The sequence below is a fragment of the Shewanella salipaludis genome, from assembly GCF_012911865.1.
Classification (GTDB): domain Bacteria; phylum Pseudomonadota; class Gammaproteobacteria; order Enterobacterales; family Shewanellaceae; genus Shewanella; species Shewanella salipaludis.
This window is the reverse complement of the sequence record NZ_JAAXYH010000008.1, coordinates 147338-173388: the sequence shown is the minus strand read 5'-3', so window position 1 is coordinate 173388 and position 26051 is coordinate 147338. Positions and strand designations below refer to the sequence as shown.

General features: G+C 57.8%; 24 protein-coding genes and 1 pseudogene. 12 read left to right on the top strand and 13 right to left on the bottom strand.

Annotated features, from left to right (window positions below; all coding sequences use genetic code 11):
• Window positions 1-66: 66 nt before the first annotated feature.
• Complete coding sequence (locus HC757_RS12485) at window positions 67-1461, top strand: M28 family metallopeptidase (protein ID WP_169564702.1); 1395 nt, start codon at window positions 67-69, stop codon at window positions 1459-1461.
• 99 nt (window positions 1462-1560) lie between these two features.
• Here the strand turns inward: HC757_RS12485 and HC757_RS12480 are convergent, their stop codons facing one another.
• Entirely contained in the window at window positions 1561-2751 is a 1191-nt protein-coding gene (locus tag HC757_RS12480; protein WP_169564701.1) for a class I SAM-dependent rRNA methyltransferase, read from the bottom strand.
• A gap of 314 nt (window positions 2752-3065) precedes the next feature.
• On the opposite strand from HC757_RS12480, the gene bufA2 reads away from it, so the two are divergent.
• The 3 genes from bufA2 to HC757_RS12465 all read left to right on the top strand — a co-directional run bounded on the left by bufA2 (window position 3066) and on the right by HC757_RS12465 (window position 5344).
• A complete protein-coding gene (gene bufA2 / locus HC757_RS12475; RefSeq protein WP_169564700.1) occupies window positions 3066-3530 on the top strand; it encodes a BufA2 family periplasmic bufferin-type metallophore in 465 nt (154 codons plus the stop codon).
• Window positions 3531-3599: 69 nt separating this feature from the next.
• Window positions 3600-4511, top strand: a complete 912-nt coding sequence (gene bufB, locus HC757_RS12470; protein ID WP_169564699.1) for an MNIO family bufferin maturase — start codon at window positions 3600-3602, stop codon at window positions 4509-4511.
• On the top strand, window positions 4508-5344 hold the full coding sequence (locus HC757_RS12465; protein WP_169564698.1) for an HvfC/BufC N-terminal domain-containing protein: 837 nt from the start codon (window positions 4508-4510) through the stop codon (window positions 5342-5344). The genes bufB and HC757_RS12465 overlap by 4 nt, the downstream gene beginning before the upstream one ends.
• 31 nt (window positions 5345-5375) lie before the next feature.
• On the opposite strand, the gene HC757_RS12460 is transcribed toward HC757_RS12465, so the two are convergent.
• The gene (locus tag HC757_RS12460; protein WP_169564697.1) at window positions 5376-6047 is read right to left on the bottom strand and encodes a nitroreductase family protein; all 672 of its coding nucleotides are present in this window, start codon (window positions 6045-6047) and stop codon (window positions 5376-5378) included.
• A gap of 399 nt (window positions 6048-6446) precedes the next feature.
• On the opposite strand from HC757_RS12460, the gene HC757_RS12455 reads away from it, so the two are divergent.
• The 7 genes and pseudogenes from HC757_RS12455 (at window position 6447) to HC757_RS12430 (ending at window position 12149) form a co-directional block, all read left to right on the top strand.
• Window positions 6447-6839: a hypothetical protein gene (locus tag HC757_RS12455; protein ID WP_169564696.1), complete on the top strand. Its 393-nt coding sequence runs from the start codon at window positions 6447-6449 to the stop codon at window positions 6837-6839.
• Between the two features lie 410 nt (window positions 6840-7249).
• Window positions 7250-7891 (top strand): annotated as a pseudogene (locus HC757_RS12450) (DUF72 domain-containing protein); the annotation flags it as partial.
• 40 nt (window positions 7892-7931) lie between these two features.
• On the top strand, window positions 7932-8159 hold the full coding sequence (locus HC757_RS19190) for a hypothetical protein (protein WP_425313965.1): 228 nt from the start codon (window positions 7932-7934) through the stop codon (window positions 8157-8159).
• A gap of 312 nt (window positions 8160-8471) precedes the next feature.
• A complete protein-coding gene (locus tag HC757_RS12445; RefSeq protein WP_169564737.1) occupies window positions 8472-9263 on the top strand; it encodes a PhzF family phenazine biosynthesis protein in 792 nt (263 codons plus the stop codon).
• A gap of 180 nt (window positions 9264-9443) precedes the next feature.
• Window positions 9444-10217, top strand: coding sequence for a zinc metalloprotease (locus HC757_RS12440; RefSeq protein WP_169564695.1), 774 nt, complete (start codon window positions 9444-9446; stop codon window positions 10215-10217).
• 368 nt (window positions 10218-10585) lie between these two features.
• Entirely contained in the window at window positions 10586-10789 is a 204-nt protein-coding gene (locus HC757_RS12435; RefSeq protein WP_169564694.1) for a hypothetical protein, read from the top strand.
• A gap of 679 nt (window positions 10790-11468) precedes the next feature.
• On the top strand, window positions 11469-12149 hold the full coding sequence (locus HC757_RS12430; protein WP_169564693.1) for a sialidase family protein: 681 nt from the start codon (window positions 11469-11471) through the stop codon (window positions 12147-12149).
• A 663-nt stretch (window positions 12150-12812) separates the two neighbouring features.
• On the opposite strand, the gene HC757_RS12425 is transcribed toward HC757_RS12430, so the two are convergent.
• The 7 genes from HC757_RS12425 to ohrR form a co-directional block, all read right to left on the bottom strand.
• Complete coding sequence (locus HC757_RS12425) at window positions 12813-13853, bottom strand: substrate-binding domain-containing protein (protein ID WP_169564692.1); 1041 nt, start codon at window positions 13851-13853, stop codon at window positions 12813-12815.
• Between the two features lie 340 nt (window positions 13854-14193).
• Complete coding sequence (gene lysS / locus HC757_RS12420) at window positions 14194-15696, bottom strand: lysine--tRNA ligase (RefSeq protein WP_169564691.1); 1503 nt, start codon at window positions 15694-15696, stop codon at window positions 14194-14196.
• A 53-nt stretch (window positions 15697-15749) separates the two neighbouring features.
• A protein-coding gene (prfB, locus tag HC757_RS12415) for a peptide chain release factor 2 (protein WP_169564690.1) occupies window positions 15750-16848 on the bottom strand; the annotation gives its coding sequence in 2 pieces (ribosomal slippage) (window positions 15750-16772 and window positions 16774-16848; 1098 coding nt in all).
• Window positions 16849-17020: 172 nt separating this feature from the next.
• Window positions 17021-18184, bottom strand: a complete 1164-nt coding sequence (chrA, locus tag HC757_RS12410; RefSeq protein ID WP_169564689.1) for a chromate efflux transporter — start codon at window positions 18182-18184, stop codon at window positions 17021-17023.
• Window positions 18185-18287: 103 nt separating this feature from the next.
• Window positions 18288-19466 (bottom strand): 23S rRNA (uracil(747)-C(5))-methyltransferase RlmC, encoded by a 1179-nt coding sequence (gene rlmC, locus HC757_RS12405; protein WP_169564688.1) that lies wholly within the window; start codon window positions 19464-19466, stop codon window positions 18288-18290.
• 120 nt (window positions 19467-19586) lie between these two features.
• A complete protein-coding gene (locus HC757_RS12400; RefSeq protein ID WP_169564687.1) occupies window positions 19587-20762 on the bottom strand; it encodes an FAD-dependent oxidoreductase in 1176 nt (391 codons plus the stop codon).
• 77 nt (window positions 20763-20839) lie between these two features.
• Window positions 20840-21286, bottom strand: coding sequence for a transcriptional regulator OhrR (gene ohrR / locus HC757_RS12395; protein WP_169564686.1), 447 nt, complete (start codon window positions 21284-21286; stop codon window positions 20840-20842).
• Window positions 21287-21498: 212 nt separating this feature from the next.
• Between ohrR and HC757_RS12390 the strand changes: the two genes are divergently transcribed.
• Window positions 21499-21690, top strand: a complete 192-nt coding sequence (locus HC757_RS12390; protein ID WP_169564685.1) for a cytoplasmic protein — start codon at window positions 21499-21501, stop codon at window positions 21688-21690.
• Between the two features lie 110 nt (window positions 21691-21800).
• On the opposite strand, the gene ahpF is transcribed toward HC757_RS12390, so the two are convergent.
• The 4 genes from ahpF to HC757_RS12370 all read right to left on the bottom strand — a co-directional run bounded on the left by ahpF (window position 21801) and on the right by HC757_RS12370 (window position 26050).
• Entirely contained in the window at window positions 21801-23408 is a 1608-nt protein-coding gene (gene ahpF, locus HC757_RS12385; RefSeq protein ID WP_169564684.1) for an alkyl hydroperoxide reductase subunit F, read from the bottom strand.
• A gap of 163 nt (window positions 23409-23571) precedes the next feature.
• Window positions 23572-24141, bottom strand: coding sequence for an alkyl hydroperoxide reductase subunit C (ahpC, locus tag HC757_RS12380; RefSeq protein ID WP_169564683.1), 570 nt, complete (start codon window positions 24139-24141; stop codon window positions 23572-23574).
• A gap of 235 nt (window positions 24142-24376) precedes the next feature.
• A complete protein-coding gene (locus HC757_RS12375; protein ID WP_169564682.1) occupies window positions 24377-25120 on the bottom strand; it encodes a spermidine synthase in 744 nt (247 codons plus the stop codon).
• Between the two features lie 192 nt (window positions 25121-25312).
• Window positions 25313-26050: a dienelactone hydrolase family protein gene (locus tag HC757_RS12370; RefSeq protein ID WP_169564681.1), complete on the bottom strand. Its 738-nt coding sequence runs from the start codon at window positions 26048-26050 to the stop codon at window positions 25313-25315.
• Window position 26051 lies beyond the last annotated feature (1 nt).

Genomic DNA, 26051 nt, shown 5'->3' with positions numbered 1-26051 from the left:
AGAGTCGTTAGCGCACCGCGTCCCGTCCATGCACCCAGATCCCCAGAAACCTAACAAGAGGTCAATATGCCATCACAGTCCCGCCACCGCCTCAAGCCACTGCTGCTCGGCGCCGCCTTTGTCGCCCCCCTTTGGCTCGCCACTGTGCCTCAGGCCCAAGCCGCCGCCCCGGGCGTTCCCGCCGGCGAAGATCTACGCCTGTATGACATAGCCGAGGGCGCCAGCGCGGCACGGATCCGCGCCGACATAGAGACGCTGGTGGGCTTCGGCACCCGTCATACCCTGTCGGAAAACCAGTCCGGCAGCCGCGGCATAGGCGCCGCCCGCCGCTGGGTGCAGGCCGAGTTCGAGCGTATCTCCAGTCAGTGCGGCAACTGCCTGGAGATAGTCAGGGTCGGCGAGACAGTCTCGGGCAAGCGCATTCCCAAGCCCACGGAAGTGGTCAATGTGATCGCCATCCAGAGGGGCAAGCACGATCCCAGGCGGGTGGTGCTGATGAGCGGCGATCTCGACTCGCGGGTCTCGGATGTGCTCGACGCCGACTCGGACGCCCCGGGCGCCAACGACAACGCCTCAGGGGTCGCCGGCACGCTGGAGGCGGCGCGGCTGCTGTCCCAATACCAGTTCGACGGCACTATCGTCTATGCCGTGCTCTCCGGCGAGGAGCAGGGCCTGTACGGCGGTGCCACCCTGGCCAAGTATGCCAGGGAGCATGACTGGCGGATCAAAGCCGTACTCAACAACGACATGATAGGCAATATCGAAGGCATCAATGGCGTCAAGGACAACCACAGCGTGCGGGTATTCTCCGAAGGGGTGCGCATCGCCGAGACGCCGGAGGAGGCCAGGGAGCGTTATTTCAGCGGCGGCGAGAACGACTCGGCCTCACGCAACCTGGCGCGCAAGATCAAGAGCCTGGCGGATCAATACCTCAGCAACCTGGATGTGATGCTGGTGTATCGCCTCGACAGGTTCGGCCGCGGCGGCCATCACCTGCCCTTCAACAAGGCCGGGCTGGCGGCGGTGCGCATCATGGAGACCAACGAGAACTACAACCGCCAGCACCAGGACATTCGGGTCGAGAACGGCATAGCCTACGGTGATGTGCTGGCTGGGGTGGATTTCGACTTCAACGCCAAGCTGACCGCGCTCAATGCCGTCAGCCTGGCGTCCATGGCCTGGGCGCCGGCGCCGCCGGAAGCGGTCAAGATACAGGGTGAAGTCTCGGCCGATACCCGGCTGAGCTGGCAACTGGCGGATGCGGGGAACCTGGCCGGCTATCGTGTCTACTGGCGCCTGACCACTGAGCCCGAATGGAGCCACAGCCGCTATGTCGGCAAGGTGGACAATTTCACCCTCAAGAATCTGGTGATAGACAACTATCTGTTCGGCGTCGCCAGCGTCGCCGCCAACGGCAACGAGAGCCCCGTGGTCTTCCCCGGTGCCGCCGGCGCCTTCTAGCAGGCCGAATGGCTTTTAAAAAAACGGGCACCCAGGCGCCCGTTTTTTTTCGCTTGTGCCCATAGGGGCGCAGCCTGCCACATGCCGTTATCGGGCGGCTTACCAGACGCGGGCCACCAGCCCCTTGAGGTAGAAGCCCTCGGGGAAGGCGCTGCCGATCGGGTGATCGCTCGCCTGGCTCAAACGCTCGATGAACTGGATGTCGCGTTTGGCATCCAGCGCCGCATCGGCGACTATCTTCTGGAATAAGTCTGCCGCCATCAGCCCCGAGCAGGAGAAGGTCAGCAGCACGCCACCCGGGTTGAGCAGCTGCAGGGCGATCATATTGATGTCCTTGTAGCCACGGCAGGCGCCGTTGAGTTGGGCCTTGTTGTCGGCAAACTTGGGCGGATCCAGCACTATCACATCGAAGCGCTTGCCCTCGTCGCGGTATTGGCGCAGCAGCTTGAAGACGTCCGCCTCCTTGTACTCCACATGGCTGTCGTCCAGCTCGTTGATCGCCATGTTGAGCCGCGCCGTGTCCAGCGCCAGGCTGGAAACATCGACGTTTTCGATCGACTTGGCGCCGGCCTTGGCGGCATACAGACCGAAGGTGCCTGTGTAGCAGAAGCAGTTGAGCACAGACTTGCCCTTGGCGAAGCGGCCGGCGATGGCGCGGTTATCGCGTTGATCCAGATAGAAGCCCGTCTTATGGCCCTTGGTGACATCGACGGCTATCTTGATGCCGTTCTCTTCTATGATGAGCGGCATCTCGGGCAGCTCGCCATGCAGCAACCCCGTGACAGGCGCCAGGCCTTCCTTCTTGCGCGCGTCCACGTCCGAGCGCTCATAGATGGCGCAATCGGGGAACTGCAGCGCCAGCTGGGCCACCAGGGTGTCGCGCCAGTAATCTGCGCCTGTGCTCAGCAGCTGACACACCAACACCTTGGCGTATTTGTCTATGGTGACGCCCGGCAGGCCGTCGGATTCGGCCGCCACCAGGCGATAGCCGGTCAGTCCCTGCTCGCGGATCAGATCTTCACGGCCGGCCTGGGCCCGTTGCAGACGCCGGGCGAAGAACTCGGCATCTATCTGCTCTTCCTTGTCGAAGGTCCACACCCGCACCTGAATTTGCGACTCCGGCGACCAGGCGCCGCGGCCAAGCCAACGGCCGTCATGGGCGACCACGTCGACGGTTTCGCCCGCCTGAGGTTTGCCCTTGATGTTATGTATGCCACTGGAAAATACCCAGGGGTGACGACGGTCGAGGGACTTCTCGCGTCCGGGTCTAAGTTTAATTCTGATAGCCATGAGTCTGCCTTATGAGAGGTGCGGCGAACGATAATGGCGCAAGTCTGGTCCACTATCCACAGGCGCGGATCATACCTCTTACGCGCCCGCTGTCAAAGCCGCAGGCCTGGCTCAAGGGAACCTATGCTGCAAATAACGCCATAGGGCTGAAATACCCGGGCCATTCGCAGGGTCTGTTAGAACACCCATGCATTGAGTATGGGGCTCGGATCGGATTGGTGGCTGCCCAAACCAAAATTATGCCTGGCTGGAAAAATGCTACTAATCTTATGCTTGCATCAACAACTGAATGCAATAACAGTAAGGAAGAAACAATGAACAAGAAAACTCAGAGCGCATTATCCGGCGCAGCATTGGCCATGGCCATGGCGAGCATGGCGGGATATGCCGGCGCGGCGGAGCCCATGCCCATGACCAGCGACAGTGCAGATTTAGTACATTGTTATGGCGTCAACGCCTGTAAGGGTCATAACGATTGCAAGACAGCCGAAAACGCCTGCGCCGGTCATGGCAAATGCAAGGGCACTGGCTTCGTCGCCACCACGGCCAAGAGCTGTGACATGGTCGGCGGCAAGGTCGCAGACGACTGGGTTGGCCAGATAGCCAACAGCGAACTGGTGCACTGCTACGGCATCAATGCCTGCAAGGGTCACAACGACTGCAAGACAGCCGAGAATGCCTGTGCCGGTCACGGCAAGTGCAAGGGCATGGGCTTCGTCGCCACCCCCAAGAAAGCCTGCGACAACATGGGCGGTAAGATGATGGACATGGGCAGCTAGCCTCACGCCCGTCTAACGGCAAGTGCCGGCCCCGGACGGGACCGGCCTTCTTCCCTCCAAGGAGAGACAGTGACAAACACAGTGATCACTCAGCCCTTCCTGGGTTTCGGCCTGGGACTGAGGACCCAACATTTCGAACATGTGCTGACACAGCAACCCGAGGTCGACTGGTTCGAGGTGATATCGGAAAATTTCATGGTCGGCGGCGGCAAGCCCAGGTATTACCTTGAGGCGATTGGCGAGCGCTACCCACTGGTGATGCATGGGGTGTCGCTGTCGATCGGCAGCACAGATCCCCTGGACATGGATTATCTCAAGGCGCTGAAACAGCTGGCAAACCAGGTGCAGCCGCGCTGGATCTCGGATCATATCTGCTGGACCTCCATCCACGGCATCAACAGCCACGATCTGCTGCCGCTGCCCTACACAGAGGAAACCGTCAGACACGTGGCCGCCCGGGTGCGCCAAGTGCAGGACTTTCTCGGTCGGCGCATCTTGCTGGAAAATGTCTCCAGCTACCTGTCCTATAAAGACTCCAGCATGGACGAGTGGCAATTCCTCAATGCCGTGGCCGAGGAGGCCGACTGCCTGATCCTGTTCGACGTCAACAACATCTATGTCAGCGCCCGCAATCACGGCTTCGAGCCCCTGGACTATATCCGTCAAATGGATCCCAGGCGGGTGCAACAGATACATCTCGCCGGTCACAGCGACTACGGCGACTATGTGATAGACACCCATGACAGTCCCATCTGCGATCCCGTGTGGGACCTGTACAGTGCGGCTTTAACGCACCTGGGTCCCGTCAGCAGCATGATAGAGAGAGACGCCAACATCCCTGAGTTTTCCGTGCTGGAGCAGGAGTTGGCAATGGCGCGTACCTTAGCCTTGCAGACCCTGCCACAACTGGCGGCCGACCATGGCAAACACCACAGCGCCGGTCTGCCGGGCCAAGATGCCAAGCGGATGGGCAGCCTATGAGCAAAGACCAACAACAGGCGGACAAGGGCCGCCTGCATCAGCTGCAACAGGACTTCATGGCCTACCTGCTGCAGGGCGAGCCCGGGCCGGCGCTGGCCGACAGACTCAAACGCCAGATACGGGATCAGGGCGGCATCAGCCTGGACACCCGCATCGGCATCTATGCCAACGCCTACAGGGTGCGGCTGACGGAAGTGCTGGAGACTGATCACCCCAACTTGGCGCTGTACCTTGGCGACGACCTCTGGAACACCCTAACCTCGGCTTTCATCCAGGCCAGGCCATCCCAGTTCAGATCCCTGCGGGACTTCGGCGATGCCCTGCCGGACTTCCTGCGGCAACACCCTCAATTCAATCAAGATCCCATCCTTGCCGATATCGCCGCCTTCGAGCGCCGGCTGCTGAACGCCTTCGACGCCCCCGAGCAGCCAAGAGCCGCTTTCGAGCAACTGCAAGGCCTGGCGCCGGCCCTCTGGCCCGGCTGTCGATTGAGGTTTCATCCCAGCGTGCAGCTGTTCAAATGCCACAGCAACGCGGTGGAGAGCTGGCAGGCATTGAAACAGGGACAGGCACCGGCAGCGGCAGATTATTCGGCGCAGCGGGCCTGGCTGCTGTGGCGCGGCGAGAGCCGACTGACAGAGTTCATCTCCCTGGCGCCCTACCAGCTGGCGCTGCTCGAAGGCTTCCTCGCCGGCGAGGACTTTGCCACTCAGTGTGCAGCCATGCTCGCCTATGTCGATGCCGATCAGGCCCCTGTGACTGTGCTGCAATCGCTGCAGGCCTGGTTCTCCATGGGACTGATAGCCAGGCTGGACCCAGGCCGGCAAGGCTGATGCAGGGCGCTAGCCGACACTGAGGGCAAGCTCAGAGGAAAGTGCTGATCTGCGCCAATGCCTTCTTGCGAATGGCATGCTCAGGCACAGTCGCATCCTCGGCCGGATAGCCCACCACCAACAACATATAGGGACGCTCATTATCCCTGTCCCGCCGACAGATCTTGCTCAAAAAGCTCATCGGCTTGGGGGTATGGGTCAGGGTGCCGAGCCCGGCATGGTGCAGCGCCTGGATCAGGAAGCCTGTGGCTATGCCAACCGACTCGTGGACATAATAGTTGCTCTTGTCGCCCTCCCCGGCCCCTGAGCGTTTCTGGCTGAAAATCGCAATCAACCAGGGCGCATGTTCGAGATAGGCCTTATTGGCGTCCGTCCCCAGAGGTTTGAGGGCATCGAGCCACTCCTCCCCGGCGCGGCCATCGTAGAAGGCCTGCTCCAACGCCTCGGCCTCCAGGCGGATCTGCGCCTTTATCTCTGGACTGGCTATCGCCACGAAATGCCATGGCTGGTGATTCGCCCCATTGGGGGCGGTTCCCGCCGCCAGCAGGCACTGCTCTATGATGGCCCGGGGAACCTGCCTGTCGGAAAACTTGCGGATAGAATGACGCCGCTTCAGCGCCTGATAGTTATCCGCGGCGCGGCGCAGCATTTCATCTTGGGGGTATTCAACAAAATCCGTTAGGGCTAGATGCAGTTCTGTCATGGCACTTCCTTGAGACTCTAGGTTAATAAACAGGCATATCCGTAAGCTAACAAAGAAATCGCCGACGGCACAGCCACAGAGATCATTTCTGCCATGGGCAATGCCTGACGACATCCGGATACCAGCCCGGATCCAACACAGGGACAGGGACTCAAGCGGTACTTTAAGGCGGCGAAAATCAGCCCCAAAGGCGCGCGGCCCAAGCCGGGCGCCACTCGGCAATCACAAGCTAACAGATTGTTTATGATGTAATAAATATTTCATCTTAGGCTTGCTTGCAAAAGGATCGGGCGTTGACTATTTTTTTTTGGCATCTTTTCGGATGCTGAAATTGGATACGGGTCATTTAGCGTGGTGTGTGCGCTCACCACCGACAACTCTTAAATAAGGAAATTAATCATGAATAACACAATCGATGTGCTGGTAATCGTTGACGCAGAAAGAGCCCTGGCAACAGGTAACTTGGGCGCGCATGTACTGTTAGCCGACAGCACAGGACAAAACAGCAGCACATGGGGCGCTGAGCTCACTACGACTTGCCACAATGGCCAAACCATCAACTGGCGTGTCGAAGCCGTTAGCCCAAGCAGCGCGGTTGCCATAGTGAAGTTTACCGGCCAGGCCATCAACACAGAAGTCATAGCGCCCAACAAGCAAACCAGCGGTTCCAATAATCCTTTCTGGACGTCAGAAGTGGAAACCCGCACTTGTGCCAACTACCAATACTCGATCGTATTGGATCTCGATGGCAAGCAAATGACCTTCGATCCATTCATCAACGTCGTAAGCTAAGCGCCGGCAGTTAGCACCGGCCAAGCTACAGGGCACTTACCCGAGTGACTCAAGTACAAGGCATGGGGCCGCATGGCGCCATGCCTTCTCCACTACCCGACACAGCTGCTTCATCGCCACACCCTGCCGCGCGCATATCATCCATGACAGCACCTCATTCAGCCTGAGCAAGCCGCGATTTGAACATACAGCAGCGCTCCAATGGTTTGACTCGCATTCGAATATCGGCACAATAAGCCTGTCCGGCACCCGCCGGCACCAACAGCCGCGGCCATGGACCGCAGCCGAGCAACGCCAGCGAGGAAACATCGCCCTTGAGCCCCTCATACCCTATCCCCCAGGGACTGAACCCAGCCCCGAACCCTGGCGCTGAACCTGATGCTAAACCTGGCCTCAGGCTGGGGCTGGCCATGTGGTCCCACAACCAGTGGCAACACAGCGTCTATGGCGCCGGCTGCCGCAGTGCCGGGCGCCTCGAACGCTATGCGCAGATCTTCAATACGGTCGAAGGCAACACCAGTTTCTACGCCACCCCGGCAGGTCACACTGTCAACAACTGGCATGCGGCCACCCCGGACAGCTTCCGTTTCACCTTCAAGCTGCCCCAGGTCATCACCCACAGACAACAACTGCAGCACTGCGACAGCGAACTGAGGGATTTCTTCAACGTGATGACCCCGCTCATGGGCAAGACAGGTATCCGGAAAATCCAGCTGCCGGCCCACTTCGGCCCCGAGGCCTTGCCGATACTGGCGCGTTTCCTCGAACGTCTGCCGAGCGGGTTGCCGCTGGGGGTCGAGGTACGCCACCCGGCCTTCTTTGCCAAGGGCGAGGCCGAGCGGGCGCTGAACCGGCTGTTGCATGGCAGAGGCTGCAACCGCATCATAATGGACAGCCGGCCACTGTTTGCGCTGCCGCCCCAAGATGCCGCCATCCGCGATGCCCACAGCAAGAAACCCAGGGTGCCGGTGCATGCCATAGCCACCGCCGCCAACCCTGTCAGGCCAACCGGACGAGGCGATTGCAGGGCTCGCCCAGGCCAATCCGGCGACCCAGCCGCCGCGAGACAACGACGCCTTCTTCGACAACTGGTTGCAACAACTGCCGCTGTGGCTCGGCGAAGGCAAACAGCCTTACCTGTTCATCCACACCCCGGACAACGCCGGGGCTCCCGAGTTGGCGCTGCGGCTATACCAAAAACTGCGCCACAGGCTCGCCATGGATGCCGAGTCTCCCCAAGCCAGACTCAAGCTGCCGGAGCTGGCCTTGTTACCGCCCGAACCACAACAGCCACAGTCACAGCTGGGACTGGAGTGGTAATAAGTCACAGCAGACCCGCCCCCACAGCTTGGGTCGAGCGGCCAAACAGCTAGGTGCAGCGACCCCGGTGGGCTTCGCATCGAATTTTCCCCCGGCCAGGGATGGCAGTCACTCACAGGCTATAGCCGCTTCGATGACCACTCATCGGCCGCCGATAACAGCAATGCTATTTACCTGTTGTTATGGTTGATGATGTAAGAGATAGTTGTTGCTTTCTCATGGGCAGGCTCGATAGCTAAGCAGGGTGAAGGCTGCAGTCAGGCCGACAGCCAGACACACCCCATGGCTCAATCCCCGAAGGAAACCACAGGCATGGAATTGGAAATCTATGTGATAGACGCGTTCACCAGTGAACAGTTCAAGGGCAACTCGGCGGCCGTGGTGCCGGTCGACACCTGGCCCCCGGCAGCATTGATGCAGGCCATCGCGACGGAAAACAACTTATCGGAAACCGCCTTCATCAGGCCCATGGCCGCCAGTGAGTATGATATCAGGTGGTTTTCACCGCTCACGGAAATCGATTTTTGTGGTCATGCCACCCTGGCCGCCTCCTTCGTGCTGTTTGAATATTTCAATGCGCCTGAGCAACTCAGTTTCCACACAGAAAAAGTCGGCAAGCTGACCGTCAGCCAAGGGGCAGAGGGACGGATTGAGATGAGTTTTCCCAATCGAATGCCCAGCCCGCTGGCGACAGTGCCCGCCGAGCTGCTCCAAGGACTGTCAATTCCGCCCAAGACGGTGTTGCTGAGCGAGCAGGCCTACTTCGCCGTCTATGACAGCGAGCAGGATGTATTGCAGGTCGAGACGGATAATGCACAATTGAAACGCCTGGCCCCCTTCGATGTGGTGGTGACCTCGGCCTCCGACAGCTACGATTTTGTCAGCCGCTATTTCTGGCCGGCAAACGGGGGCGATGAAGATCCCGTTACCGGTTCCATTCACGCCGGACTGGTGCCCTATTGGAGTCAGCGGTTGGGCAAAAACGTACTGACGGCCTATCAAGCCTCCTCCCGGGGTGGCCTGTTGTATTGCGCCCTGAGCGGCGCGCGCGTGCTGGTTGCCGGTGACGCCGTACTCTATATGAAAGGCAAGATTTACCTTTAATCCTGTATCAAATCAGTGGCCGCGGCCAAGGCAATGGTTGCGGCAGTTTTCTGGGCAAGGGCGCCGGCATTGACTATGGTTAATTATGCTCTTCAAGCGCATGTGTCGGATATAAACTCAGGCACCCAGGATCGCCGCTCTCTGTCCTGTAGGTGTCGTTTGATAACAGGATATGAGACGATGAATAATCTGCAAAAAACAACCTTGACCCTCGCCCTCCCCGGGCTGTTATTCTCAACTGCCGCACTGGCAACCCACAGCTGGGGCAGCTATCACTGGGCCCGCACCGCCAGCCCTTTCACGCTGCAGGTCATCGACAGCACCAGCGCCGACTGGCAGGGGGAACTCACTGAGTCACTGGCCCAATGGTCCCAGTCTGCAGTGCTGAATCTCCAGATCGGCGCGACAGACAACGGCAGCCGTACCCGCAAACGCTGCGCCATGGTCACAGGCAAGATGCGGGTCTGTAACGCCGCCTATGGCTACAACGGTTGGTTGGGGCTGGCCTCCATCAACCTGGACAGCGCGGGCCACATCATCAAGGGCACCGCCAAGATGAACGACAGTTACGCCAGCTACTGGACCGCAGAAGAAAAGAATCACGTCATGTGCCAGGAAATCGGCCATGTGTTCGGGCTGGGGCACACCAGTGAAGACGGCAGCAGCCAGAATACCTGTATGGATTACAGCCAATCGAGCAGCAGCCAATGGCCCAACACCCACGACTATCAGATGTTGGCCGACATCTATGCCCATCTGGACAGCTACGACAGCTTCGCCGACAGCAGCGAGCCCACCGGTAGCTGCAGGGGCAAGAAATGCGCTAACAAGGGCTTCGGCCTGGGTCACAGGATCTACGGCAACGAACACTTCGAAATCTGGGCCGAAGCCGAAGCCGACGGCACCCTGACGCTGCACCATGTTTACCTGGTCGATGGTCACGCACCACACTAGCCTCAGACTCGCCGCCCCCATCCGGGGACGGCGGTTACATTCAACGGGTAATTAACCTTGTTTTCGAGCGCTTTCCTCAGTAGATTAATACCTTAGGGCACAAGCCCAAGCTGAAGAACAACAGACGAAGGACAACAGACAGAGTCAGGACGACAAGCCTGCTGCCATCCATGGCAAGACTCACGCAATTTGTTCCGTCGCCCTGCGGCAACTCCGAAGGGGAATGACTGTAACCTGTGGCGGTGATTGCTGGCTGGAGCCGGAAATGAGTGATGGATCTCCTCATTCTATATAGTGGCATTAATGATTAAAAAATAAGACGATTCCATTTACCTCTCCTAGTGACATTAGATAAAACGGAGGCTTGTATGAAGTATGAATGCCCAGAATGTTCGCGGACAATTTTTAATCGAAGACTGGATAACTGTGAGTTTTGCTCAGCTGCTATACCCGAGAATTTAAAATTTTCAGATGCTGATAAAAAACAAATAGAAAATGAACATCAAGAATTAATGAAACGTGAGTGTGAAATAGAGCCACCACTGCGTCGATATGTCGGTGGAGCTTTTTAAGTTAAGATGCCCCGTTCACAAATAACTGTGGCATTCCGTCAATTAACACCTGGCTAAAAACCGGCCCATACGCATAAAAAGTGATGGATATTCTTACCCTCTTTACAGGACCTCTTTAAATATTGTTTCCGCACAAGAAGAAACAAGTCTTCTCAGAGTGGAACACTCTGGACACCAACTCGTCACGCTACGAAATGATGGGGAGAATTTTCGAACACCTTACCATCTGATATCATTTAAAAATCAAGGGTGAGCGCTAATGCATTGCAGTTACAAAACAACAAAAACATCAATTGTTTTATTCATCCTCTTTATTTCAGGCTCGATTTCAACTTCAGCAAGTGAAGACAACCGGCCCTTGCGAAAAGAAAATATCGTCAGAATAGAACAGCCTCCTGAAATCCAATACAATAGTGCTCTTATTCAAGAGAAAGGTCTCAACATACTAGTGTATGAATCCTGGGACGGGTATCACGTTCGCAAAGGAAATTTACATTACTCACAAGTGGATATGTCGAAATAAAAAATAAAATTCACTCCCCAAAAGGTTGTTTCAGCACACAAAAATGCAAAAATCAGAACTTCAGTTAGCCAAGTCACAATAAACAATGATGAGTGGCTCTACTATATCGAATCAAAAAGCTACAAGTCTGAGGCTATTGCTTATAGAGCAAAACTTGTGGATAGCAGCCTGGTAGAACAACAAAGACTCTCATTGGAAATGCCTATATCCCCTGCAAGCAATGCCAAGTGGCATGTGGTTGACGGTAATAAAGTGGGCTTGGTCTATAGAGAGAAGCTATGTTGTAAATTATACTTTTCCATCAGCAATAATGGCATAGATTTTGATAAACCTTCATATATAGGAAATTCTGGTTCTATGCCATATCTTTCATCCTTTAGTGATGGAAAGCTTCTTTATTTATTTCAAAAAGGTTTCAAAACAAGCAAGACAAAAGCGAATGGCGAACCAATATTTATTATGAAATCACATTTTAGAATGTCTAACGATATGGGTAAAACATGGGGTGAGCCTACTCCTCTCACTTTAACCAATGCTACTGTTCATGATGCAACAGCTGTTTCGAGATCTGATGGCAACATGGACATTTATTACTCTTATCCTGTCGATGAGGAAGGGGAGCTGTCATTGTGGCGCAGATGTATTAAAAGTAACGCCAAGCTAGGTGATGAGGAATTGGTGGTTGAACATGATTTTGGCAATATTGCCAAGCCTTCTCCTCATCGTTTGAAAAATGGTCAAGTGCTTATCACATTTGTAGAACAAGGAAAGGTAGTATTGGAAGGAGATCATAATATCCATGCAGCCGTGATATCGAGTGATGCAATCTGCAACTGAAAAGAACAAGAGAAACCATAGGTAGAAAGACAGGACAGGCACAACTCTTTACTTACAGGTTTCACCCAGCCCCCTTCGAAGTTGCCGCGGGGCGTTGAAGAAAGTCGCGTAACGCCGACAGGACGTCGGCGTAGCTTTCGGGCTATCGATTCAATCAAGAGCCCGATGCCCCATCGGAAGCGTTAGTGACTTTCGAATAAGCCCAAGGGGCTGTCAACTTCGTGGGGTGGCACGGGGAGCTCCAGAACAGCAGGGTAGGACAGAACTCATTGCGACTCTACTCTGCTGCCAATGAGTACACCAGAATAAGCACTGTTGCGCCAATGGCCGTTGGCGGCATGGATGCCGCCGTCGAGCCGACAGGGATGTCTTCACGGCGTGTCATTGGTGTAACAGTGCGAAAGCCCACGGCAGGTGATGAGTAACACAGATATTTACAGTGACTCTATCAGTAGGATAGCGGCGCCGATACCGACAGTGGGTATCGACATCAGGCTGAACGGATAGTGGCGGATAGTGGGGACAGCCAAAACTCTTTTTCAACCTCAATTGCAGCCGCAGGTTACACATCCCCTTCGGAGTTGCCACGAGCGTTGAAGACGCTTTATTAAACCAAAGTCGCGTAACCTCGACAGGGCGGCAAGGGGTGAGCCAAGGCTGGGCTCAATAGACCCCCCTGGTGCCGGCCGAATCATTCGCTTCGACGCCTGTGCATGTCCCGGTATTCTCCCGGGTGCAGGTATGAAACCCGAGATAGCTGAATTCGGTTGACGGCGCCTTGCCCGTCGTCAGGTACTGGTGGAGCATTTCCGCCCCCAGGCGCCCCATTTCGAAGGGACGCTGGCCGATATTCACGGTAGACAGCGCTTGCTCGAGCGCCTCGAGCTGCAGCGCTTCGGTATCGGCGGAGATGATCACTGTCTCGTGACTACTGATCTGCCGCCTGTAGGGTGTCATCCGCGTTATGTAGTGGGGTGAAAACTGGGCGAATCCCGCCACGGCGATGAACACGGGCACGGACTTTTTCAGCACCAACTCCAGCTGGTTCAACGCCATGTCGCGTTTGCCCGAAGTATAGAAGGGGCACCTGTCATATTCCTTCCAGCCATTCGCGTCATCGAGGCGCTGGCCCGTAGCCTCACCGGATAAGGCGAAGCGCACCCCACGGATCCGCTCATCAAGATTCGGGGTGCTGACGTTGCCGGACTGGATACACACCAAGGTTTGCCCCTGGGTCTTGAACTGCTTGGCGTAGTTGCCCAGGGCGACACCCAGATCGAAATTATTGGTACCGACATAGGCCAGGCGGTAGCCACTATGTTCCGGCAGGAGATCTGAGTCGAAGGTGATGACGGGAATATGCCTGGCTTTGGCCGACACCAGGGCATGCTCGACCAGATATTGAGAGTCTGTGGTCGAAACCAGCAGGCCATCGACGCCGTGCGCTATCATCTCATTGATGGCAATCACCTGCTCCCTTATGTCCTGAAAATACTCGGGCCCACCGTATAGGCAGTCAATCCTTAGTTCGGCACTGGTATGCGCCTTGGCGTAAGCCTGGCAGCCATGCAGTGACTGCTCGTAAAAACTGTCCTTCTTGGTCTTGCCTATCAGCCCCAGGGTTAGCGTCTCCTGGGCCAGAACCTGGGGAATGGCAAACAAGGCCCCCAAACAAAGGAGAGGGAAGAGAGATAAAGCTTTCATGGCGATCGTCCCTGTAGAGCTAGGATTTCCTTTATGGCTTTAAGTAAAAGCCACTAAATATCATAGTACTATACGCCTATAGCGGGAGAAAACGAAAGCCCAGTGCCCAGCCTTTGCGCCAGGTCACACGGCCGAGCCCGGCGCCGCCGGCATACCCAAACGGCCTCGCTGCATGTCACAGGGGGAGCTATGCAGTGACCAATGCCAGACAATGAGTGGCTCGGTAGCCCCCCTTTGACACGGCAAGCCTGGAGCCATAACCAGGATGAATGAGCAAAAAAAACCAGCCCTGAGGCTGGTTTTTTCGTTAGTGCACCGCATCAAGGCGAGCCGTAGCGGCTTAAACCTGTGGCCGCATCGCCGGGAACAGGATCACGTCACGTATGGTGTGGGTGTTGGTAAACAACATCACCAAACGATCTATGCCTATGCCCTGACCCGCAGTCGGTGGCAGGCCGTGTTCCAACGCAGTGATATAGTCGGCGTCGTAGAACATGGCTTCGTCGTCACCCGCGTCCTTGGCATCGACCTGGGCCTTGAAGCGACTGTCCTGATCTTCGGCGTCGTTGAGCTCGCTGAAGCCGTTGGCCACTTCACGGCCACCGATGAAGAACTCGAACCTGTCGGTGATGAAGTGGTTGTCATCGTTGCGACGCGCCAGTGGCGAAATGTCCGCCGGGTAGCCCGTGATGAAGGTAGGCTGCATCAGCTTGGGCTCGGCGGTTTCACCGAAGATCTCTTCCAGCAGCTGACCACAGGTCCAGAAGTCTTCGACCTTCATCCCCAGGCTCAATGCCAGTTCACGCATGAAACCGACGTTCTTGACCTCTTCATAGGTCATGGCCTGGATGGTGGCATTGTCCGGATTGTAATGCTTGATGGCGTCCAGCATGCTCATGCGGGTGTATGGACCGCCGAAGTCGACCGTATGCTCGCCGTAAGGCATGCTGGTGCTGCCCATGAGTTCCAGCGCGATGGAGCTGAGCATCTCTTCGGTCAGATCCATCAGATCTTGGTAGTCGGCATAGGCCATATAGAATTCCATCATGGTGAATTCCGGGTTATGGCGTGGCGACAGACCTTCGTTGCGGAAGTTGCGGTTGATCTCGAACACCCGCTCGAAGCCACCGACCACCAGACGCTTGAGGTACAACTCGGGCGCGATACGCAGGTACATGGCCATGTCGAGGGCATTGTGGTGAGTCACGAAGGGACGCGCCGAGGCACCGCCGGGGATCACGTGCATCATGGGGGTTTCAACTTCCATGAACTCTTTTTTGATCATGAAGTTACGGATAGCCGCAACCACTTTTGAGCGCATGATGAAGGCCTGGCGTGACTCTTCGTTGACGATGAGATCCACGTAACGCTGACGGTAGCGGGTTTCCTGATCCGTCAGGCCATGGAATTTCTCCGGCAAGGGACGCAGCGCCTTGGTCAGCAACTGGTATTCTTCCATGTTGACGTACAGATCGCCCTTGCCCGACAGGTGCAGCTGACCCGTGACCCCTATGATGTCACCTATGTCCAGCCCCTGATAACGCTCCTTCAGCTCACCCTGCACGCTCTTCTCGGCATAGGCCTGGATGCGGCCGGACACGTCCTGGATCACCAGGAAGGGACCACGCTTGGCCATGATGCGACCTGCGATGCTGGTCTTGAAGCCCAGGGCTTCCAGCTCTTCCTTGGTGTTCTGGCCATACTGTGCCTGCAACTCGGCGGCCTTATGGGTACGGCGGAAGGTATTGGGATGCGCATTGGCTTCACAAGTCGGGCGTATGTGCTCCAGCTTGGCACGGCGCTCGGCGATCAGCTTGTTTTCATCTTGTACTAAATCAGTCATCTCGTTTCTCATCTATAGCTTCAATTCGGTAGCGGTGGCTCGTTGCCGGCGGCTTACAGGCCGGACTTCAGGCTGGCTTCGATAAACTTGTCCAGATCGCCGTCGAGCACCTGTTGGGTGTTGCGGTTCTCGACCCCGGTACGCAAGTCTTTGATGCGGGCGTCGTCGAGCACATAGGAGCGGATCTGGCTGCCCCAGCCGATATCCGACTTGGCGTCTTCGGCGGCCTGCTTGTCGGCGTTCTGCTTGAGCATTTCCAGCTCATACAGCTTGGCCTTGAGCTGCTTCATCGCCGCGTCGCGGTTCTTGTGCTGGGACCTGTCGTTCTGGCACTGCACCACGGTATTGGTCGGCAAGTGGGTGATACGAATCGCCGACTCCGTCTTGTTGACGTGCTGACCACCGGCACCCGAGGCGCGGTAGGTATCGATACGCAGTTCCGCCGGATTGATATCTATGGTGATATCGTCATCAATTTCCGGATAAACGAACACTGAGCAGAACGAGGTATGGCGACGGCCGGACGAATCGAACGGCGACTTGCGCACCAGGCGGTGAACCCCGGTCTCGGTACGCAACCAGCCGAAGGCATATTCGCCGCTGAACTTGATGGTCGCGCCCTTGATACCGGCGACATCGCCGTCGGTGACTTCCATCAGCTCAGGGCTGAAGCCATGGGCCTCGCCCCAGCGCAGGTACATGCGCAGCACCATGTTGGCCCAGTCCTGGGCCTCGGTGCCGCCCGAGCCTGACTGGATATCCAGGTAGCAGTCGGAGACATCGTTCGGGCCGGAAAACATCCGGCGGAACTCGAGTTCCGCCAGGCTCTTCTCCAAATCGCTCAGCTCGCTGCTGGCCTCATTGAAGGTATCCTCGTCGGCTTCTTCTATCGCCAGTTCCAGCAGGCCCTCGACATCTTCCAGGCCCGTGTCCATGGTATTGATTGTCTTGACCACTGCCTCGAGCGCGGCGCGCTCTTTCCCCAGCGCCTGGGCGCGTTCGGGATCGTTCCACACTTCCGAGCTTTCCAGCTCGCGGCTGACTTCTTCTAGACGCTCTTGCTTGGCATCATAGTCAAAGATACCCCCTAAGGAGCTGGGTGCGGTCCGCGAGCTCCTTAATCTTGAATTTTACCGGATTGACTTCAAACATGAATTTCCAACTTAAATTAACGGTAGACACTGGTTGCAACCGCATATTTTAACCTAAGCGCGGCTTGAAACCTAGGGGGCTAGTCCAGGTTAGCGCCAGAATAGCGATGATTATTTTTACACCAGGGCCGACTAGGGCGCGTCCGCTCAAAATGCAGCCCCTCAGCGCAAAATTAACCTAACCACACGCCCGTGACCACACCGGCGCAGGCAAAGCCGGCCACCAGCAGCACTATGTGCGGCCGGAATAGCTTGAGGCAGCCGAAGCCCACCAACACCAGCGCCATATCCTGGGGCGAGACCACGCCGTTGCTGAACACAGGCCGGTACAGGGCCGCCAACAGCAGCCCCACCACGCAGGCGTTGACCCCGGCGATGGCGGCGGCAATTCTGGGACGGGCGGCGATGAAATGCCAACTGTCCAGGCCCACCAGCATCAGCAAAAAACCCGGCAGGAAGATGGCCCCGGTCGCCACCAGGGCGCCCAGCAGCGGCTGCTCGAGCCAAAGCTCGGCCCCCAAAAACGTCGCCAGGGTAAACATGGGCCCGGGCACGGCCTGGGCCAGGGCATAGCCTGTGAGGAAGCGATCGCCGCTCATGGCCTGGGCGACATGGGTCTCCAGCAGCGGCAGCACCACATGACCGCCGCCGAACACCAGGCTGCCCACCTGATAGAACTGGGCGAACACCAGAGTCAGGCCACTGCCCTGGGACAGCCAATAGAAGGAGGCCAACAGCAAGGCGCCAAACAGCCCCAGCCAGACCGGATTGAGCCTGATGGCCGGCGCGCTAGTGGCCGCTTCCCCCGCCTGCTGGCCGTTGAGCCAGACAGCACCGGCGATGGCCCCAAGACACAAGAGCAACAGCTGCGCCCCCATGGCGGGCAGCAGCAACATGGTGACGGCGCTCGCCAGCATGAGTCCTTGGGTGAGCTTACGGCGGCAAAACTGGCCGAACATGCCGAGCACCGCATCAAACACCACCACCACGGCCAGCAGTTTGAGACCATGGATGACGCCGTTGAAATAGCCATTGTCCAGCCATTGGGCACTGGTCACCGCCAGCAAATACAAGAGGATGAAGGATGGCAGGGTGAAACCGGCGAAGGCGGCCAGGGCGCCGTTCAATCCGCCGCGGTAATAGCCTATGGCGAAACCCAGCTGGCTGGAGCCAGGCCCGGGCATGAATTGACTCAGGGCCACCAGGCCGGCGAAGCGCTTGTCATCCAGCCAGCCCAGCTCCTTGACGAAGGTCTGGCGGAAATAGCCTATGTGGGCCGCCGGGCCACCGAAACTCACCAGCCCAAGAGAGAGAAAACGTAAAAAGATCTGCCACATATAGCTAAGGTTCCCTGCAATGATACGACTGGGCCAGATTATGACATCAAGATGCCCCAGAGATGACATCCGGGGGAATAATTTTGCCTGGGCCGGGTGCGACTCAGGCCTCGCGTTCCAGCATCAGCAGCACTTCGAAGTGATCCGTGTGGGGGAACATGTCGAACAGCTGCACCTTGGTGATCGCATAACCTTGAATATGGGCCAGATCTTTGGCCAAGGTCTTGGGGTTGCAGCTGGAATAGAGGATAGCCCGGGGGGCGAACTCGCTCAGGGAGCGACACAGGGCCTCGCCTATGCCGCGCCTGGGCGGGTTGACTATGATGAGATCCGGCTTATCTGCAGCGCTTTCGCCCCTGGCGAAATCGGTGGAATCCAGGGCGCTGAAGCTGACCTTTTCCAACCCCATGGCCGCGGCCGACATTTTGGCGCAGGCGATGGCCTCGGCCTCTATCTCTATGCCTGTTAAGCTGATGTCTTTGGCGGCGCAGTGCAGCCCGAAGCCGCCGACGCCGCAGAAGAGATCCCAGAGGCTGGCCGGCTTGAATTCGGCCACCCAATCGCGGGCCGTCCGGTACAGCTGGGCCGCGACCTGCGGGTTGGTCTGGAAGAAACTCTTGGGGCGGATATACAGAGGCACATCGTTGAACCTCTCTTCCAGCCGGGTCTGCCGGGTGAGAAAGATCTCTTCCTCGCCTTCGAGGATCGCCATATGCACAGGCTGTATGTTGACCGACACCAGCTTGATCTGCGGATATTCCGCCAGCAGCTTGGGCAGTTCACGCTCGATGCGCGCTATGGCCTGGTGGGAGCGCAGCACAAACCTGAGCATATACTCACCTTTGGCCTGACTGCGGGTCAGGAGCACAAACTTGAGCTCGCCCTTGGCCTTGGAAACCTGGTAGGGCGGCAGACCCGCTTGGCGCACGAAGGCCTCGAGTCGATGCAGCAACCGCTGCATGTCGTCGGGATAGAGACTGCAATCGCAGAGGCTGACCGCCTCGCCGCTTGGGCTGAGCAGCCCCAGGATTGGCTGATGGGCGGCGCCCAGGGCCACCATCTTGGCCTTGTTGCGAAAGGCGGTTTCGGCACTCAACACGGGCGGCAAGTAGGCTTGCACCGCAAAATTGGCCAGCAGCGCCTGTAGTTCGCGGGTCTTGGCCGCGACTTGCTCGGCCATGGGCAGCCGAATATGACGGCAGGACAGGCATAGACCAGACTCAAAATAGGCACACTTCACGGCAAGATCACTCGGCTGTATCCGAACCCATACAGGGCTCATGTTAGGGCTCATGCCAAGGCTCATATTAGAGTCTCATATTAGAGCCTCATATTAGAGCTTTGGCTGAAAACGCCACACTCTAGCGTTTTTCGGCGCAAAAATCATTATTCATCACCCGGGCTAAGACAATTCCAACTCATCGACATCGGCGAGTCGCGCCCTGGGACCCAAGGTTTGGGTTAACCAGTCGATGGCCTCCTTGGCCGTGCGTCTGAAGGTGGTCAACTTGCCGCCGTACAGGCTCAAGAGCCGCGGGTGGCTGGGCCGGCATTGGAGCAACGCATCCCGCGGCCGCTCGAACGCATTGCCGGACTGACGCGGCAATACCCGCACACCACAGAAACTGTCGAGGATCTTGGCGCTCAGCGCCGCTACATCCCCCGCCGCCGGGAAATAATGCGTATATATGCCCAGCAGATAGTCGATTTCCTCCCGGGTCGGCTCCGGCTTATTCCCCAGTGACGACAGCACAGTCTCAGTGGTGCCGATCAGCGTCTTGCCATACCAGGGCATGACGAAGATCACCCGCTTATCGAAACAGGACTCAAGATACAGTATGCCATCCAGCGCCTGGATATCCAGCAACAGGTGGGTGCCCTGTACCCAGTCTATGGCCTCGGCGGCGATCGCCGGGGTGACGCTTGCCAGCACCCGGTTGACCCAGGGGCCGGCACAGTTGATGACTGCCTTGGCGCCGACCATCCGCTCGGTTCCCTGGTGGCGATAGCCGACGCGGCAGAGCTCGGCACCATGCTCTATCTCCAGGCAGCTGGCCTGGGTCAACACAGTGGCACCGAGGGAGACGGCGCTGCGCCCGACCGCCCGGGTCAGCAGCTTGTCGTCGGTCTGGGCATCCCAGTATTGAAATACGGCCTTCAGCCCCTGCAACTTCAGGCCGTGGATTTTCGGCCAATGCATGGCGGGAATGGATTCGAAGCGTCCCAGGGAATCGAACTCACTCAGCACGGCATACAGGCTCAGACCGGCGCGTATGGTCCATGGGCTGCGCCGGCTGTCGCTGTACACAGGGATATAGAAGCGCACCGGCTTGACCAGGGTTGGCGCCAACCTGAGCAAGGCACGGCGCTCGAGCAAGGACTCGCGCACCAGATGCAACTGGGCGGTTTCCAGATAGCGCAGGCCGCCATGGATCAGCTTGCTGGAATTGGCCGAGGTCTGGGCCCCTATCTCGCCCTGCTCCAGCAGCAGCACGGAATAACCGGCGGCGCTGGCACACTGGGCCACGCCGACGCCGTTGATCCCGCCACCTATGATGACCAAGTCATAACTTTCCATGTAACTTCCTTAAGCTGCGATCCCAATATAAGAGCCCTGCCCTGTGTCTAGAGCCCTGTATCCAGCGTCTCTAATCCTCAGTCCTGGGCCGGGCTGAGCCGCTCCAGCGCCTGCTCGCATAGGGCCTTCAAGGCCAGCAGCTCTTCGGTGGAGCCGCCCACCTTGCAGCGCATCTGTTCGGGAACGCCCCCGGCGGCGAGTTTCAGCTCGCCACCCGCCTGGGTCAGCTGCAGTACCCGCACCCGCTCGTCACGCTCGCTGCGGCCACGGCTCACCAGCCCCTTGGCCTCCAGCCGTTTCAGCAGCGGCGTCAGGGTACCCGAGTCCAGATGCAGCCTATCCCCCAGGGTCTTGACGCTGATCCCTTGCTCCTGCCACAACACCAGCATGACCAGGTATTGGGGATAGGTCAGATCCAGCTTGTCCAGCAGGGGGCGATAGGCCCGCACCATGGCGTTGGCGGCGCTGTAGAGGGCGAAGCACACCTGGTTGTCCAGGCATAGGTTTTCATCGGCTGCAGACATTTTCACACCTAAGAGAGATAATCGATATAAGTTGTGTGCAATATACTTCTATTCCCGGAAGAACGCCATAGCCCATAACGCCATAGCCCAGAGGGCCGCGCGCCATGCCAGAACCCAATATGCGCCGCCGGGAAAACATTGATCATGCAGGCTAAAGTTTGGCCTGCCTGGGCCGATACAAGCTTTATCCATGGAATGTTAGAGAGACCCAGATGCCACTCGCTATCAATGCCCCGGCTCAGCCCAACAATGTCAGCAACGACAACGTCAATGTGAAAGTCATGCAGCTGGCGAAACAGCAACAAGAGATGCAGGGCGAGATGGTCATGCAGCTGATCGATGCCGCCGCCATTGCCCCCGCCCCGGTGAATAACACGGGCCACAACATAGATGTGATGGTCTGATACGGAGAAATGCGGCGGCTCACGCAAGAGCCGGGCGGATGTTCAAACCACAAAAAGCCAGCACTCGTGCTGGCTTTTTGTTGGCTTTTCACTGCCATGCTCCCTGAGCCTTAGGCCGCCTCGACGTCCTTCTCGGGGGCTGCGCCCTTATCTAGGCTCTCATCGCTGTGACGGATCAGGTAGTCGAAGGCCCCGAGTGAGGCGGTCGCACCGCTGCCCATGGCGATGATGATCTGCTTGAATGGCGAGTCGGTCACGTCGCCGGCGGCAAAGACGCCTGGGATAGAGGTTTGCCCGCGGGCATCGACCAAGATCTCCCCCCTGGGCGTGAGCTCGAGCGTGCCCTTGAGCCATTCGGCGTTGGGCACCAGGCCTATCTGCACGAAGATCCCCGCCAGCGCCAGATGATGGCTGGCGCCCGTCTGCCTGTCTGTGTAGTTCAGGCCATTGACCCTGGTGCCATCGCCGGTCACCTCAGTGGTCTGGGCCTGGGTGATGATCTTGATATTGCCCATGGATTGCGCCTTGCGCTGCAACACCTCATCGGCACGCAGCCTGGCATCGAACTCCAGCACCGTCACATGTTCGACCAGGTTGGCCAGATCTATGGCCGCTTCGATACCCGAGTTGCCGCCGCCGATCACCGCCACCCGCTTGCCCTTGAACAGTGGACCGTCGCAGTGGGGGCAGTAAGCCACGCCCTTGCCACGGTATTCCTGCTCGCCTGGCACATTCATTTCACGCCAGCGGGCACCCGTGGCAAGTAATACAGTGCGGCTGCGCAGCTTGGCGCCGCTGGCCAGTTCGAGTTCGAACAGTCCCTGGCTTGTCTGTCCGAGGGAGGCGAGTGACATGGCTCTCTGGTTGTCCATGATGTCGACCTCATAGTCGCGCACATGGGCTTCCAGGTTGGCCACCAGCTTGGGCCCCTGGGTCGCCTGTACCGAGATGAAGTTTTCAATGCCGACGGTTTCGGCCACCTGCCCCCCAAACTTGTCGGCAACTATGCCGGTGCGCAAGCCCTTACGGGCCGCATAAATGGCCGCGGCGGCGCCCGCTGGGCCACCACCGACCACCAGCACCTCGAAGGGGGCTTTGGCATCGATGGCCTCGGCCTTGCGGCTCGCGGCCTTGGTATCCAGCTTGTTGAGTATTTCGGCCAGGCTGATGCGGCCCTGAGCGAAAGGTTCGCCGTTCAGATAGACGGAAGGCACGGCCATTATGTTGCGCTCATTCACTTCGTCCTGAAACAGGGCGCCGTCGATCATCACATTGGTGATATTGGGGTTGATGGCCGCCATCATGTTGAGCGCCTGCACTACATCAGGGCAGTTCTGGCAGCTGAGCGACACATAGGTCTCGAAGCGGTAAGTGCCAGGCAGCTCACGTATCTGCGCTATTTGTTCGTCGCCGAGTTTGGTGGGATGGCCACCGCTATGCAGCAGCGCCAGCACCAGCGAGGTGAATTCGTGGCCCATGGGCAAACCGGCAAAGCTTATCCTGGTGTTGCTCTGTGGGTTGACCAGAGTCATCGCCGGTGTGCGCTCGCCGTCGACGGCCTTGAGGCTCACCAATGGGGAGAGGCTGACAATGTCCTCGGCCAGGCGTCGCAGTTCCAGCGACTTATTGTCCACATCAGCCGACACGAGCAGCTCAACCGGTGTTTTGAGGTTTTGCAAATAGGTTTGCAGTTGATTTTTTAAATTCGTATCTAACATGACGACTCCCTGGACTGTCAGTGATTGGCTGCGCGCACCCGATATAATGATGTGAATGACTGCATTCACCCGAGTCGCTTCTGTAACTTGACTGGCCTGCAAAGGCGGTAAGTTGTCACCCGGGCACAGAACCTGCCCGGGTGACTCAGGCTAAGACCTGGCCTTAGATCTTACCGACCAGATCCAGGGAAGGCGCCAGAGTGTCGTCACCCGGTTGCCATTTGGCCGGACAGACTTCACCGTCATGGGTCGCCACATACTGAGCGGCCTGAATTTTACGCACCAGCTCCTGGGCGCTGCGACCTATGCCCAGATCATGCACTTCGCTGACCTTGATCTGTCCTTCTGGGTTGATCACGAAGGTGCCGCGCAGTGCCAGGCCTTCTTCCTCGATCATCACGCCGAAGTTACGGCTGATGGCACCTGTGGGATCGGCCAGCATGGGGAATTGGATCTTGTTGATGGTATCCGAGGTATCGTGCCAGGCCTTGTGGGTGAAGTGAGTGTCGGTCGATACCGAATAGACTTCCACGCCCATGGCCTGCAGCTTGTCGTAGTAATCGGCCATGTCGCCCAGCTCGGTTGGACAGACGAAGGTAAAGTCGGCCGGGTAGAAGAACACCACGGACCACTTGCCCAGTAGATCTTGCTCTGTCACAGGGACGAATTCGCCCTGGTGGAAGGCGGTGGCGCTGAAAGGTTTGATATGGGTGTTGATGATAGATTGAGTCATTTGACGCTCCATTTTCTGCTTGAAAGTAACAGGAAAACTTCATCTTCCCTGTCGATGGAAGTCATACTACGCAATCGGAAAAATTAATTGTAACGGATAAAAACTATCGGCTTAATCGGTTTTTTATAATGGGATGCCAGGGGCTCATGCCCCGGGCATCCGGCTCAAGGCTGTGAGCCCCCAGGGGGCTGGACTCAGGCAAGGCCATGCAAGTACGGCCATGAAAGTGCGGCGGCTATTCCCATGGGCCGAAGCGGGTCAGGGAACGGCCGAGGGCGAAGTCCAGTTGCTGTGACAAGTCCTGGGCCGCGGCCTTGAGCCCAGACGCCGTGGCGTCCTGGGGCACCTTGGCGGCGAACACCACCCAGTTGCCACCGCCGGTCAGGCAGGCACGAACCTCCTTGAAATGCACTTGCAGATGGGCCAGCAGCTCTCTGTCCTGGCTATGTTCCTTCCAGCAGTTGAGCACCAGATGCCCATCGGCCTTGAGCTGGGCGGCACAATGGCCGATGAACCGCGCCGAGACCTGGCCCTTGTCTATGCCTTTCTCGACATACATGTCGGCGAAGATCACATCGACCTTCTTATGCCCTGCGTCACTCAAAAACTGATTGGCGTCCTGATGAATGATGTTGAGTTTCTTGCCGAGCGGCAGCTGAAAAAAGCGCTTGGCCAGGGCGATCACTTCCTCCCTGAGCTCTACCGCCGACAGCTTGATGCCGGCATCGAAGCGCCGCAGCGCATGGATTAGGGCGCCGCCACCCAGTCCCAGCACTATGGCGCTCTTGGGACGACAAAACAGCAAGATCAACAGCATGGCCTGCACATAGGTGTGCTGGGGAATATGAGGTGCCGCCTTGAGCAACTTGCTCTGCTCGTCATTGTCACCGAAAGACAGGACTCGGGCCGTGCCGTCATCGAACACGCGGATCGGCCCGAGGGCATCCTGGGTTTCATGTAACAACTTCATATCGGACATGGGCTGGCATCTCGGCGCAAGACGGGCTTGAGCAATGGGCAAACGCGGGCGGTTCGTCATCGACTGGATAACGCCGCCGGGCATTCGTCGGGGTTTCAATTGGGCGCTATTATGCCAAATCCCACCCGGCTTGCCTGCATTTATCTCGCCGTTTGCCGGCCTATTTGCGGCGAGAAGCAGGCAAAGCCGGCCTTAGCCGAGCAAGCGCTGGAAGAAGGCATTCGCCTGCAGGTACATCTGCAGCGCCAGGGCGGGATCGTACCTGTCACCTTCGTCACGCATGAAGGCATGCTGGGCATTGACCTCCAGCCAACTGAAGTGACGCCCCGTATCCTCCAGCCTGCGGTGGATCACTTGCCTGCCTGCGCTCGGGACATGGGGATCTTGCTTGCCCCACACCATGAACAGCTCTCCCCGAATGTCCGCCGTGCGGCTCAGAGAGTCATTGCCCGCCTTGCATGGCAAGCTGTTGGAGTGGATATCCGTCGCATACAGACAAAAAGCGCCCTCAAGCCGCGGATTGAGCGCGGCACGGTACGCCAGATGCCCACCTATGCAGACCCCCATGGCGCCGACCTTGCCATTACAAAACGCCTGGCGAGCGGCAAAATCGAGCAATGCCTGGGTATCGCTGTCATGTTGTTCCAGCGGCTTGGCAAACTTATCCTGGTTGCCCTTGTCTTTACCCACATCATCGTAGGCCAGCACAGTGCCCGGGGGATTGAGTTCGTGAAATACCTCGGGCACCAGCACCACAAAGCCATGGCCCGCCAGCATGCAAGCCGCCCTGGCGATGGGAGCGGTTTGCTGGAAGATCTCCGAATAGAAGATCACAGTGCCGAAACGGCCCTCGGCGGCCGGCCGATACACATAGGTGCGCATCTTGCCGGTCTGAGTGTCGATATCCTGAACCTCTGTGGTCACTAACATA